Origin of the sequence: Pseudactinotalea sp. HY158 (assembly GCF_009660225.1) — a bacterium.
Lineage (GTDB): Bacteria > Actinomycetota > Actinomycetes > Actinomycetales > Beutenbergiaceae > HY158.
In genome coordinates this window covers 1,983,353-1,995,843 of the sequence record NZ_CP045920.1, presented here as the reverse complement: position 1 = coordinate 1,995,843, position 12,491 = coordinate 1,983,353, and the positions used below count along the sequence as shown (strand labels likewise).

The following is a 12,491-nucleotide window of genomic DNA, read 5'->3' as shown; positions in this document are numbered from 1 at the left end:
AGCCGTGTGGGGCTTCAGAGGTGCGGGGCCACCACCCGGTCGAACGATTCGGCCGTGCGGCGCGCGACGTCGGCGAACGGGGCGTTCCAGATGTCCGCGTTGAACAGCTCCACCTCGACGTCACCCGCGTATCCGGCGGCCCGCACGGCCCGGGTGAGGAATTCGAAGTCGATGACGCCGTCGCCGGGGTAGTGGCGGGCGAGGAGCACGTCGGCGGGCAGGGGAGTGGCCCAGTCGCACACCTGATAGCTCGAGATCCGTCCAGCGGCCCGGGCGATCTGCGCCGCGATGTCCGGATCCCACCACAGGTGGAACGTGTCCACGACCACCCCGACCGCCGCCGCCGGGAACTCCTCCGCGATGTCGAGGGCCTGCCCGAGCGTGGAGACCACCGCCCGGTCCGAGGCGTACATCGGGTGCAGCGGCTCGATCGCCAACTGTACGCCGACACCCGCGGCGTGCTCGGCGAGCTCGCCGATCGCCTCGCGCACCCGTTCCCGGGCTCCGACGAGATCCCGGCTCCCCGCCGGCAGCCCGCCCGCCACGAGCACGAGCGCGGGCGCTCCGAGGGCGGCCGTCTCGTCGAGTGCGCGCCGGTTGTCGTCGATCGAGGCGCGCCGGTCCGGGCCCTCGGGCGCGGTGAAGAAGCCGCCGCGACACATGCTCGAGACCCGCAGTCCGGCATCGGCCACCATCCGGGTGGCCTGGGCGAGGCCCACCTCGGCCACGGGCTCGCGCCACAGGCCGATCGAGGCGTATCCGGCGGCCGCGCTCGTCTCGAGCGCCTCCGCGAGCGTGGCGTGCTTGATCGTCGCCTGGTTGAGGGAGAGACGTGGGTGGGTCATCGCGCACCCCCGGCGGTGATCCCGTGGACGGCGAGGTAGTCGTTCCAACGCCGGGCCGCGAGCTCGGGCCGCTCGAGCGCCCCGCACGCGTTGGCGAGCTCGACGATCCTCGACAGGTGCGGCAGGCTCCGGGCGCTGTGCAGCCCGCCGATCATCGAGAAGGCCTGTTGGTGCCCGTTGAGCCACGACATGAACACGACCCCGGTCTTGTAATACATCGTGGGCGCGGCGAAGATCTGCTGGGAGAGCGCCTCGGTCGGGCCGAGGATGCGCCGGTAGGCCGCCTCGTCTCCGGCGTCGAGGGCCTGGACCGCGGCCGAGGCCGAGGGGCCGAGGGCCGCGAACGCGCCGAGCAGGGCGTCGGAATGGTCCGACCCGTCCGGGCCGTCCCCGCCGATGAGGTCGACGTAGTGGTAGTCGTCGCCGGTGAACATCGTGGCGGTGGCCGGCAGTCGCCGGCGTACCGCGAGTTCGGAGGCGGCATCGAGCAGGCTCATCTTCACGCCCCGCACCTTCTCGGGCGCCGCCTCGATGATCCGCACGAGGGTGTCGGCCGCGACCCGCCAGTAGGTCGAGCCGAAGTAGCCGCGCAGGGCCGGGTCGAACGCCTCGCCGAGCCAGTGGAGCACGACCGGGGCGCCCGCGGCCGCGAGCACCTCGCCGTAGACCCGCTCGTAGTCGGCCGGCCTTTCGGCCGCGCGGGCCAGGTGCCGGCTGCTCATGAGCACGACCCCGGCACCGCAGTCCTCGGCGTGGGTGAGCTGGCGGCGGAACGCGCTCGCCACGTCGTCGAGCCCGATCACCTCGTCGGCCACGTGGTCGGTGTTCACCCCGACGACGAGCTGTCCGCCCACGCTCGCCGCCTCGGCCGCGCTGCGGCGGATGAGCTCACGGGTGGCCGCGTCGTCCAGGCCCATGTTCCGCTGGGCCGTGTCCATGGCGTCGGCCACGCCGAGGCCCCACGACCACAGGTGATGACGGAAGGCGAGGGTCGCGTCCCAGTCGATCTCGGCCGGTCGGCCGGGGGTGTTGTCCGCCCACGGCTCGGGCACGACGTGCGCGGCGGCGAAGACCGTCCGCGAGCGCAGGTCGCCGGCGGGCTTGGCGTGGCCGGCCGGTGCGGCGGCCGGCACACTCGTGACCGCGCCGGTCTCGTCGAGGAGGTGCAGGTCCGTCACAGCGTCACCTCGGGCAGGGCGATCCGGGTACCGGTGCTCGAGCTGCGCAGGCCCTCCTCGGCGAGCAGCACCCCGCGGGCGCCGGAGAGGAAGTCGTAGGGGTTCGGTCCGCCCTCGAGCACGTGCCGCAGGAACTCCTCCCACTGCACCTTGAAGCCGTTCTCGAACGTGGCGTTGTCGGGAACCTCGACCCACGTGGCGTCGTAGTCGATCGCGTCGGGCACGTCCGGGTTCCACACCGGCTGCGGCGTGGCCGTGCGCGGCTGGATCTTGCAGCCGAACAGGCCCACGACCGCCGAGCCGAGCGTGCCGTCGACCTGGAACTCCACGAGCTCGTCGCGGTTGACGCGGGTGGTCCAGCTCGAGTTGAGCTGGGCGGTGATGCCGCCCTCGAGCTCGAACACGGCGTAGGCGGCGTCGTCGGCCGTCGCACGATACGTGGCCCCGTGCTCGTCCACGCGCTCGGGGATCTCGGTCGTGGCGTGGGCGTACACGCTCGTGACCCGGCCGAAGAGGTTCTCGAGCACGTAGTTCCAGTGGGGGAACATGTCGACGATGATGCCGCCACCGTCCTCGCTGCGGTAGTTCCAGCTCGGCCGCTGCGCCGGGTGCCAGTCGCCCTCGAACACCCAGTACCCGAATTCACCGCGCACGGAGAGGATCCGCCCGAAGAAGCCCGATTCCACGAGCCGGGCGAGCTTGCGCAGCCCCGGCAGGTACAGCTTGTCGTGCACCACGCCGTTCTTGACCCCGGCGGCGCGGGCGAGCCGGGCGAGCTCGAGCGCCTCGGTGAAGGTCTCGGCGGTCGGCTTCTCGGTGTAGATGTCCTTGCCCGCGGCGATCGCCTTCTTGAGCGCCGGCACGCGGGCCTTGGTCACGAGGAAGTCGGAGTAGATCTGCCAGCGCGGGTCGGCCAGCGCAGCGTCGAGGTCGGTCGTGTAGTGCTCGAGGTCGTGACGGCGCGCGAGCTCCGCCAGCTTGGACTCGGTGCGCCCCACGAGCATCGGCACGACCTGGACGCGGCTGCCGTCGGACAGTTCGACCCCGCCCTCGTCGCGGATCGTCAGGATCGATCGCAGCAGGTGCTGGCGATAGCCCATTCGGCCGGTCGCCCCGTTCATGATGATGCCGATCTCGCGCACGTGGTCCTCGTTTCGTCGTGGCGGCCGTGTGGCGGCCGGGGTGTGCTGTGTGCTCCCGTGTGGCCCTGCATGGCTTCGTTCGGCCCAGTATTCGGGCCGGTATTCGGCCCAGCATGACCCCATTGGGTAAGCGCTTTCCCGAGAGTCTAGGGATAACGGACGACGCACGCAAGCCCCGTAGGTCAGGCGCGTCGGGCGGGGGTGCTCTCGCGCAGTACGACCTCGCCCGCGATGTGAACCGGATCGGGTCGTTCGTGCTCGCCGAGGGCCAGGGTGACGGCGGCGCTGCCCATCGCCTCGAGCGGCACGCGCACCGTGGTCAGTGCCGGGGTGATGTCGCGGATGGTGGCGACGTCGTCGAAGCCGGCCACGCCGAGATCCCGGCCGGGCGCGCGGCCGGCCTCCCGCAGCGCCGTCATCGCCCCCACGGCCATGACGTCGCTCGCGGCGAAGACGAGGTCGACGTCGCTCGGCCCGCGCTCCGCGGTGCCATCGAGGTCGTCGAGGAGGCGGCGGGCGGCGCGGTGGCCGCCGTCGCGGCTGAAGTCCTCCCGATAGATCCGGGCGGGGCCGAAGCCGTCGATGAATCCGCGCGCACGCTCGCTCGGGGTGATGAGCCCGGCCGGGCCGGTGAGCACGGCGGCCCGGCGGTATCCGAGGCCGTGCAGCGCCCGGCCGAGGTCGAGTGCCCCCGCATGGTTGGCGAGGCGGACGGAGGGGAAGTCGATCGTCGACTCGGCGATGAGCACGACCCGGCCGCCGGTGTCGGCGAAGTGGCGCAGCTCGGCCTCGAGCGCGGCGTCCGCCGCCGGGTCCGTGGGGCGGGAACCGGCGAGCAGGAGCGCGCGGGGCCGATGGCCGCGCAGGGCGTGCACGGTGCTCAGCTCCCGGGCCGGATCGCGGTCCGTGACCGAGATGGTCACGACGAGGCCGGCCTCGTCGGCCTCGTCGGCGGCGCTCATCGCGCCGGCGGCGATGGCGGCGAAGTAGGGGTCGACGATGTCGGCGACCACGAGCCCGATGCTGTTCGACCGGCCACGCGCCACGGCCTGGGCCGAGAGGTTCGGGGTGTACTGCAGGTCCCGCGCCGCGGCGAGCACCCGGTCGCGGTAGGTCGCCGCAACCTTGCGCTCGCTGCCGTTGAGCACGCGCGAGGCGGTCGCCAACGACACGCCGGCCGCCCGGGCCACGTCGTGAAGCGTCACCGATCTCGCCATCTCTGTCCTCCTGCAGCGAAGGATAGCGGCACGGCCGGGGCCCGCGGCTTGCGGACCCCGGCCCGGGCGAGTGGCCTCAGCGGAGCCAGCGGTGCCGGCGCACGAGGGGCGTGCGCGCCCACCAGCGGCCCGCGCCCCACGTGTCCCCGGCGAGGGTGACGGCGGGGATGATGAGCAGCAGGGCCTCGTGCCAGTGGGAGTCGACGATCGGGTTGGTCGATCCCCGGACCAGGTCGCCGTCGACGACCGCGGTGGCGGCCGGCAGATCGGCCATGAACATGAAGAGCATGAGCAGGGTGCCCGTCACCGCCGCGATCCGCAGGCCGGCCCCCGCGATGAGCGCGATTCCGATGGCGGCCAGACCCACCATGAACAATGCGTCACCGAAGGGGTTGGCGAAGATGCCGAAGAATCCGGCGAAGGGTCCGTCGATTCCGGAGATGTATCCCTGGGCGGGAGTGCCGCCGTTGATCCAGGCGCCGGCCGCCGGCGTCGAATATCCGAGCCCGAACAGCTTGTCGAGGAATGCCCACAGGAATGTGAAGCCGATGACGACGCGGGCGAGGGCGAGCACCCTGCGAACGCCCGCGCGGGTGACGATCTCATCCTGGGTCCGCGGCGCCGTGGCGGGGACCGGGCGAGTGGTGGTGCTCATCATTGCCTCCTGGTTGGTCCGGATTTCGGATATGACCATCCTTGCAGCCTGCCGCCACATTTGCTCGGGTCCTTGGTCCCGTTCGAAAAGGGTTGACGAGTGACATTCTTCACGAAGTCGAAGGCGATGTTCGATATGTTCCTCGACCGCGGAATTCTCGCATTCAAGAATGTCGAGCTCAAGATGATTGTGCGACCCCATCCGTCGGCGGGGCCCGGCGGGTTCGGTCGGGGCCGCGCGCGGCCGGCCCGGCCGGCCGGTGGTGATCTCGACGGGGCTCGCCCCCTGGACTCCCGGGCGCGGCCGCGTAGCCTGGAGAGGCAGCAAGGCCGGGAGGCCAGGAGGCCAGGAGGTCGTCATGACGAACGTGGCACGCCAGCTCATCGAGTCCCACCTGCTCTCGGGTGAGATGACGCCCGGGCAGGAGATCGGACTGCGCATCGACCAGACCCTCACGCAGGATGCCACCGGCACCCTCGTGATGCTCGAACTCGAGGCGATGGGGCTCGATCGAGCGCGCACCGAGGTATCCGTGCAGTACGTCGACCACAACCTGTTGCAGACCGACGCCAAGAACGCCGAGGACCACCTGTTCCTGCGCTCGGCCGCCCGCCGGTGGGGCCTGTGGTTCTCCCAGGCGGGCAACGGAGTCTCGCATCCGGCGCACATGCAGCACTTCGGACGCCCGGGGGCGACCATGGTGGGCTCCGACTCGCACACCCCGGCCGCCGGGTCGCTGGGCATGCTGGCCATCGGGGTCGGGGGCCTCGAGGTGGCGATGGCGATCGCGGGCGAGCCGCTGTACCTCGTCATGCCCGAGATCTGGGGCGTGCGCCTCACCGGAGAACTCCCGCCGTGGGTCAGCGCCAAGGACGTCATCCTGGAGATGCTGCGACGCGACGGCGTCTCCGGCGGGAGGAACCGCATCATCGAGTACCACGGCCCGGGTCTGTCGCAGTTGAGCGCGATGGACCGCCACGTCATCGCCAACATGGGGGCCGAACTCGGCGCCACCACGACGGTCTTCCCGGCGGACGAGGCCGTGCGATCGTTCCTGCGCGCCCACGGCCGCGAGGACGACTTCACCGAGCTCCTCGCCACCGACGCCGACGATCCGGCCACGTGGGACCGCACCGACGAGATCGATCTGGGCACCCTCGAACCGCTCGTGGCCGCGCCGTCCTCACCGGGCAACGTGCAGACCGTGCGGGCGGCCGCCGGGCGAGAGATCTCCCAGGTCGTCGTGGGATCCTCGGCCAATCCCGGCCTGCGCGACTTCGGGATGGTCGCGGCGATGCTCGCCGGCCGGCGCACCGCGCCCGGGCTGAGCTTCGACGTCAATCCGACCTCCCGGAACATGCTGCAGGACCTCACCCGGATGGGGGCCACCTTCGACCTCATCGGCGCCGGCGCCCGCCTCCATCAGGCCGGCTGCATGGGCTGCATCGGGATGGGCCAGGCCCCCGCGACCGGCACGAACTCGCTGCGGACGATGCCGCGCAACTTCCCCGGCCGGTCCGGCACGAGCGACGACTCGGTCTGGCTCTGCTCCCCGGAGACGGCCGCCGCCTCCGGCCTGACCGGCGTCATCACCGACCCGCGCGACTGGGCCGAGACGGCCGGAATGGCCTACCCGACCATCGAGCTGCCCGATCGCGCCACGGTCAACCGCGCGATGCTCGAGGAGCCGCTGCCACCCGCGGAGGCGGCGGCGATCGAGCTGGTCAAGGGCGAGAACATCGCGACGCTGCCCGACCTCACACCGATGCCGCATCACCTGGCCGGCCCGGTGATGATCAAGCTCGGCGACGACGTCTCGACCGACGAGATCAGTCCGGCCGGGGCCCGGGCGCTCCCGTTCCGCTCGAATATCCCCAAGCTCGCGGACTTCGTGTTCGACGCGATCGATCCCGACTACTCGGTGCGGGCCGCCGCGCACGACGGCCCGCACGTGATCGTCGGCGGGGAGAACTACGGGCAGGGCTCCTCCCGCGAACACGCGGCCATCGCCCCGTACTACCTCGGGCTGCGGCTGGTCCTCGCGAAGTCCTTCGCGCGGATCCACTGGCAGAACCTCGTCAACTTCGGAATCCTGCCGCTGGAGTTCACGGATCCGGGGGACTACGACTCAGTCGCCGCCGGCGACGAGCTGCGCCTGAGCGACGTGCCCGACACTCTCGGCGGGCACCACGAGCTCACGGTGCACAACGCCACCCGCGACGAGGACTACCCCGCGCGGCACCGGCTCTCCGCGCGGCAGGTGGAGATGGTGCTCGCCGGCGGGCTCATCCCGTTGCTACGCACGACCTGAGGCCGTGCCGGTGGGCGGTCGGTGGGCGCCCGCGCCCCGGAGAGGGGACGTCGGATCTGTGGTCGGGTCTGCGCGAGCGTGACTGATATCGATCATGGGATGGCGCAGAGTGTGCACTTCTGGGTACTCTGTGTAGGTCCCTGTGCACTTCCGCTGCTGTGAGGTCGCGCCGTTCCGAGGAAGGAAACCGCTCGCACATGTCACTCCTCCACCCATCAGGTGCCCGTCCGGGCCGCTCGTGGGCGTGGGCCACGCGCCCGCTCGCCGGGCTCGGTGCGGCCGCCCTGCTCGCCGCCGGTGTCGTGACCGGCGCCGATCCCGCTCGGGCCGACTCCGCACCGGCCGAGGTCGGACCGGCCGACTCCGCGGCCGCGGCGATCCCGGGCTCCCAGATCTTCCCGGGCAACGACGGCCGGCCCCACGAGGTCACGTTCGACTCCCACTCCTTCATGGTCGACGGCGAACGCCTGAACGTCTGGTCCGGAGAGTTCCACTACTGGCGACTGCCGAGCCCGGAGCACTGGCGTGACCTCTTCCAGAAGGTCCGCGCGAACGGCTTCAACGCGGTCTCCCTCTACTTCTTCTGGGGATACCACCAGACCACCTCCGGCGGGGAGTTCGACTTCTCCGGCGTCAAGGACATCGACCGACTCCTCTCGATGGCGGCCGAGGAGGGTCTGTACGTCATCGCGCGCCCCGGCCCCTACGTCAACGCGGAGATCTCGATGGGCGGCCTGCCGGCCTATCTGACGAACACCCCGAACGACGGCGGCAACCCCGGACTGCGCACGAACGCGAACCTCGAGGACTCCCTCGACTGGATCGAGGCCTTCGACGAGATCGCCGCGACCCACCAGGTGACCGACGGCGGCGGCTCGATCCTGCTGTATCAGGTCGAGAACGAGATGCTCGACGAGAATCCCAAGCGCGTGGAGTTCATGGCCGAGCTCACGAAGCAGGTCCGCGCCGACGGCATCACCGTGCCCGTCTTCCACAACGACTACGGCATGGGCGGGCGGTACAACCCCGCCAAGCCGGGCGCGGCCCAGGACATGGGCCTGGACTTCTACGCCTACGACAACTACCCGCTGGGCTTCACCTGCTCGGCCGGACGACGCGGCCTGTCCGACTTCGAGGCCGGGCTGCGCACCATCACGACCGAGGGGCCGAACTTCATCACCGAGGCCCAGGGCGGCGCGTTCACCCCGTGGGGAGCGGACTTCACCTTCGACCGGTGCTACGAGTTCACCGACCCGAGCTTCGTGCGCCAGTACGGCGTGAACAACATCGCCAACGGCGTCACCGCGTTCAACTACTACATGGCCTTCGGCGGCACGAACTGGGGCTGGACCGGTTCCCCGTCGTCGGGATACACCTCCTACGACTACGGCGCGGCGCTGACCGAGGACCGCCAGCTCACCGACAAGTTCACCGCCCAGCGCGAGCTCGGCTACTTCATCGAGGCCGTGCCGCAGCTCACGTCGATGAGCCCGGCGGCCGACCCGGCGGTGGACGTCGCCGCCGGTGCCCCGGTGAACGCCTACGAGCGCCGGGCCACCGAGGACCTCGACACCTCGGTCACCGGCCTGGGCACCCAGTTCCTCGGCTTCCGCCTGAACGACTCGAACAACACGACCGAGACGACCTTCACCACCTCGATCGACCTGAACGAGGGCGAGCGGGCGGGCTCGACCGAGGTCGTCAACGACGCCGATCCCCGCGTGGTCTACACCGGCACGTGGTCCCACGATGCCGGGAAGGACTGGACCTCCGGATCGGTCGAGGGCGACGAGTCCTACGGCATGGCCGGGGACGCCGCGGCCGAGCTGACGTTCACGGGCTCGAAGATCGCGCTCATCTCCTCGAGGTCGAACAACCACGGCTACGCCGACGTCTTCATCGACGGCGACCTGGTGGGCGAGACGAACACGTGCATCGCCTCGAACGACTACACGTCCGAGTACCAGGTCACCTCGTTCGTCTCCGACGAGCTCGATCCCCGCGTCGAACACACGATCAAGGTGGTCTCCCGCGGCGAGATCGGCTGCCCCGACGGCAACGTCGAGCCCGGCATCAACATCTCCGTCGACGCGTTCGAGATCACCCCCGCGAAGTTCACGGTCGACGACACCCAGGCGGACATCCTCGAGTACTCGGGAGACGGCTGGGAGAGCGCCGACTGCGAGACGAAGAACTGGGCCTGCGGGAACCACCTCGGCACCGAGACGTTCTCGGACGTCACCGGGGACTACGTCGAGTACTCGTTCACGGGAACGGGCATCCAGGTCATCGCGCCGCAGTCGATCAACCACGGCTACGGCGAGGTCTCGATCGACGGCGAGGTCGTGGACAGGACGAACACGTTCAACGGCCCCCAGAACGCCTCCAAGCAGGTCGTCGCCTTCGAGCGCGCCGGCCTGAGCGAGGGCGAGCACACGATCCGGATCACCGTGACCGGGGAGAAGGACCCCGGCTCGCAGGGCACGTTCGTCTCGATCGACGCGTTCAACGTGCTCACCGGCGACGAGGAGTCCGAGGCCCCCGGTGCCGGCGAGGCCCCCTACTTCGAGCGGATCCCGCAGCAGGAGGGCACCCACCTCACCCTGCACGGGCGCGACGCCCTGGCGATGGTCGCCGACTACCGCGTCGGCGAGCACGAGCTCTACTACACGACCTCCCAGCCGGTCGGGAACATCCCGACGGCCGGCGGCCGCCTGCTCACCCTCGACGGCTACGCCGGCGACGACGGCGAGACCGTGCTCCACTACGCCGCCCGACCCGAGGTCACCACCCTCGAGGGCGGTGAGCCCCAGGTCACCTGGAACGAGGCCGACGGCACCCTCCGGCTCAACTACACCCACGCCGCGGCGCTCTATCGGATCGCGGCCGAGGGCACGGACGAACCGCTGCTGCTGCGCGTGACCGACCGCGACGAGATGGGCGGCATGTGGCAGGTCTCGGGAGCCCGCGGCGACGGCAACGCCACGGTGGAGGTGTTCGGCGCGCACCTCGTGCGCACGGTCACCTTCGACGGGGAGGTCGCGCATCTGACCGGCTCGATGACCGCTGCCGGCGACGTGGAGGTCTACGTGCCCGAGGGGATCACCTCGGTCACGTGGAACGGCGCGGAACTCGCCGGCGCCGGCGCGGGCGAGGGCGGCGCGCTCACCGGCGGGGTGCCCGGGCCCGAGCCCGTCGACACCCCCGTGCTCGAGACCTGGCGCGTCGCCGAGGAGAATCCCGAGGCGACCGTCGCATTCGACGACTCGGACTGGGTCATCGCCGACGCCGCCGCGCCCCTCAACCCCCAGCAGGGTCCCGGACCCGACACGGGGGTGGTGCTCGACTCGAATTTCTACCACTTCTTCGAGGGCGACGTCTGGTACCGGGCGCACTACACCGCCGGCACGTCGGAGACGATCACGCTCAACGGGAACGGTGCCACGGGCGGGCCCGGTCACGGGCGCAACTCCGCCTCCATGCTCGTGTGGATCAACGGCGAGTACGCCGGTGCGGCCATGGCCGAGGGCCGGGACAAGACCTTCGACGTTCCCGACGGGGCGGTCACCCCGGGCGAGGACGTGGTGGTCTCGGTGCTCGTGCGCAACCAGGGCCAGAACCTGGACTGGAGTGACAACGGCCTCTCCAAGCAGAACCGCGGGCTCTGGAACGCGCGCCTGAACAACGACGGACCGGTCACCTGGAAGATCCAGGGGGCCCGCGACGTCGACGATCCGATCGACAGCGCGCGCACGCTGTACAACAACGGCGGCCTCTACGGCGAGCGGGCGGGCTGGTACCTGCCCGGGTACGACGACGAGGCGTGGGCGCAGACCACGACGCTGCACGCGAGCAAGCCGGGCGTGGCCTGGTATCGGACCTCCTTCGAGCTCGACGTGCCGGCCGGGCAGGACACCTCCTTCGCCCTCGATGTGAACGCCACCGACTTCGGTCCGACGTTCGCCCAGCGCACCGACGCTTCGCGCACGGTCATGTTCGTCAACGGCTGGAACATCGGCACGTGGGTGGGCTACGTGGGCCCGCAGTCCCGGTTCACCATCCCCTCCGGATTCCTCGACATGACCGGGGAGAATGAGATCGCCATCGCCGTCACGGCGGAGGCCACCGGGGCCGGTCCGGACTCGATCGACCTCGTACAGGTCGGGAACATGACCGGCGGGATGCCGGCGGTCGAGAACGCGGCGCCCGAACTCGCGGCCTACGAGCTCGCAGCCGACCTCACCGCCGACGACCGGACGGCGACCGCCCGGGTGAGCGGATCCCTGATCGTTCCCGAACTCGCCGGCGACGCGCTCACGGGCGTCGTGGTCGACTGGGGCGACGGCACCGAGTCCGAGACGCTCGCGCCCGAGTCCTTCGCCGCCGTCCACGACTACACCGCCGACGGCGACTACACGGTCACCGCCACGGCCACAGAACTCGTCGGCGGGGCGCACCTCGCCCAGCGCACCTTCACGGTGATCGTGGAGGACGGGCGGATCGTCGTCGGCGACGGCGGCACCGACTCGGGTGGTGACACGGACGCCGGCGGTGACAGCGACTCGGGTGGTGACACGGACGCCGGTGGTGACACGGACGCCGGTGGTGACACGGACGCCGGTGGTGACACGGACGCCGGTGGTGACACGGACGCGGGCGGTGACACCGACTCGGGTGGTGACACGGACGCCGGTGGTGACACCGACGGTTCGGATGGCTCGGACGGTTCCGACGCGGATAGTTCGGCTGGTTCCGACGGGTCGGACGGCTCCGATGGCTCCGACGCCGGCAGCACGGGTGGGTCCGACGGCTCTGATGGTTCCGACGCCGGCAGCACGGGTGGGTCCGACGGTTCGGACGGCTCCGCTGGTTCCGACGCCGGCAGCTCTGGCGGGGCCGATGGTTCCGACACCGGCAGCTCTGGCGGGGCCGATGGTTCCGACGCGGGCAGCTCTGGCGGTTCCGACGCGGGCAGCTCTGGCAGCGCGGACGGGCCGGGTGGTTCCGGCGGCCTGCCCTCGACCGGGGTCGGGCTTGGCGCGCTCGGCCTCATGGCGGGACTGCTCGCGGCCGGCCTCCTGCTCGTGCAGCGACGCCGGACCCGGATCGCCCGCGACTGAGGCACCGGACGGGTCGGCACCCG

Annotated in this window: 7 protein-coding genes; 2 read left to right on the top strand and 5 right to left on the bottom strand. The window is 71.0% G+C overall.

The window, feature by feature from the left end:
* Nucleotides 1-14 precede the first annotated feature (14 nt).
* From GCE65_RS08790 to GCE65_RS08770, 5 genes are all read right to left on the bottom strand, one after another.
* Nucleotides 15-845: a sugar phosphate isomerase/epimerase gene (locus tag GCE65_RS08790; RefSeq protein ID WP_152818529.1), complete on the bottom strand. Its 831-nt coding sequence runs from the start codon at nucleotides 843-845 to the stop codon at nucleotides 15-17.
* A complete protein-coding gene (locus GCE65_RS08785) occupies nucleotides 842-2,023 on the bottom strand; it encodes a dihydrodipicolinate synthase family protein (RefSeq protein WP_153878124.1) in 1,182 nt (393 codons plus the stop codon). The genes GCE65_RS08790 and GCE65_RS08785 overlap by 4 nt, the downstream gene beginning before the upstream one ends.
* Nucleotides 2,020-3,165: a Gfo/Idh/MocA family protein gene (locus GCE65_RS08780; protein WP_153878123.1), complete on the bottom strand. Its 1,146-nt coding sequence runs from the start codon at nucleotides 3,163-3,165 to the stop codon at nucleotides 2,020-2,022. The genes GCE65_RS08785 and GCE65_RS08780 overlap by 4 nt, the downstream gene beginning before the upstream one ends.
* Before the next feature lie 182 nt (nucleotides 3,166-3,347).
* Nucleotides 3,348-4,382 (bottom strand): LacI family DNA-binding transcriptional regulator, encoded by a 1,035-nt coding sequence (locus GCE65_RS08775; RefSeq protein ID WP_153878122.1) that lies wholly within the window; start codon nucleotides 4,380-4,382, stop codon nucleotides 3,348-3,350.
* A 76-nt stretch (nucleotides 4,383-4,458) separates the two neighbouring features.
* Nucleotides 4,459-5,037: a DoxX family protein gene (locus GCE65_RS08770; RefSeq protein ID WP_152818533.1), complete on the bottom strand. Its 579-nt coding sequence runs from the start codon at nucleotides 5,035-5,037 to the stop codon at nucleotides 4,459-4,461.
* Between the two features lie 358 nt (nucleotides 5,038-5,395).
* Here GCE65_RS08770 and GCE65_RS08765 point away from each other — a divergent pair, with 358 nt between their 5' ends.
* Together GCE65_RS08765 and GCE65_RS08760 are read left to right on the top strand one after the other, a co-directional pair.
* Nucleotides 5,396-7,348 (top strand): aconitate hydratase, encoded by a 1,953-nt coding sequence (locus tag GCE65_RS08765; RefSeq protein WP_153878121.1) that lies wholly within the window; start codon nucleotides 5,396-5,398, stop codon nucleotides 7,346-7,348.
* A gap of 197 nt (nucleotides 7,349-7,545) precedes the next feature.
* Nucleotides 7,546-12,468 carry a beta-galactosidase gene (locus GCE65_RS08760; protein WP_153878120.1) on the top strand — a complete coding sequence of 1,641 codons (4,923 nt, stop codon included), beginning with the start codon at nucleotides 7,546-7,548 and terminating at the stop codon, nucleotides 12,466-12,468.
* The last annotated feature ends 23 nt before the right edge of the window (nucleotides 12,469-12,491 follow it).

Bases quoted from the DNA above. Each gene is read 5' to 3' on its own strand.
- GCE65_RS08760 (WP_153878120.1), top strand. From the start codon at position 7,546: ATGTCACTCCTCCACCCATCAGGTGCCCGTCCGGGCCGCTCGTGGGCG.
- GCE65_RS08770 (WP_152818533.1), bottom strand. From the start codon at position 5,037: ATGAGCACCACCACTCGCCCGGTCCCCGCCACGGCGCCGCGGACCCAG.
- GCE65_RS08775 (WP_153878122.1), bottom strand. From the start codon at position 4,382: ATGGCGAGATCGGTGACGCTTCACGACGTGGCCCGGGCGGCCGGCGTG.
- GCE65_RS08790 (WP_152818529.1), bottom strand. From the start codon at position 845: ATGACCCACCCACGTCTCTCCCTCAACCAGGCGACGATCAAGCACGCC.
- GCE65_RS08765 (WP_153878121.1), top strand. From the start codon at position 5,396: ATGACGAACGTGGCACGCCAGCTCATCGAGTCCCACCTGCTCTCGGGT.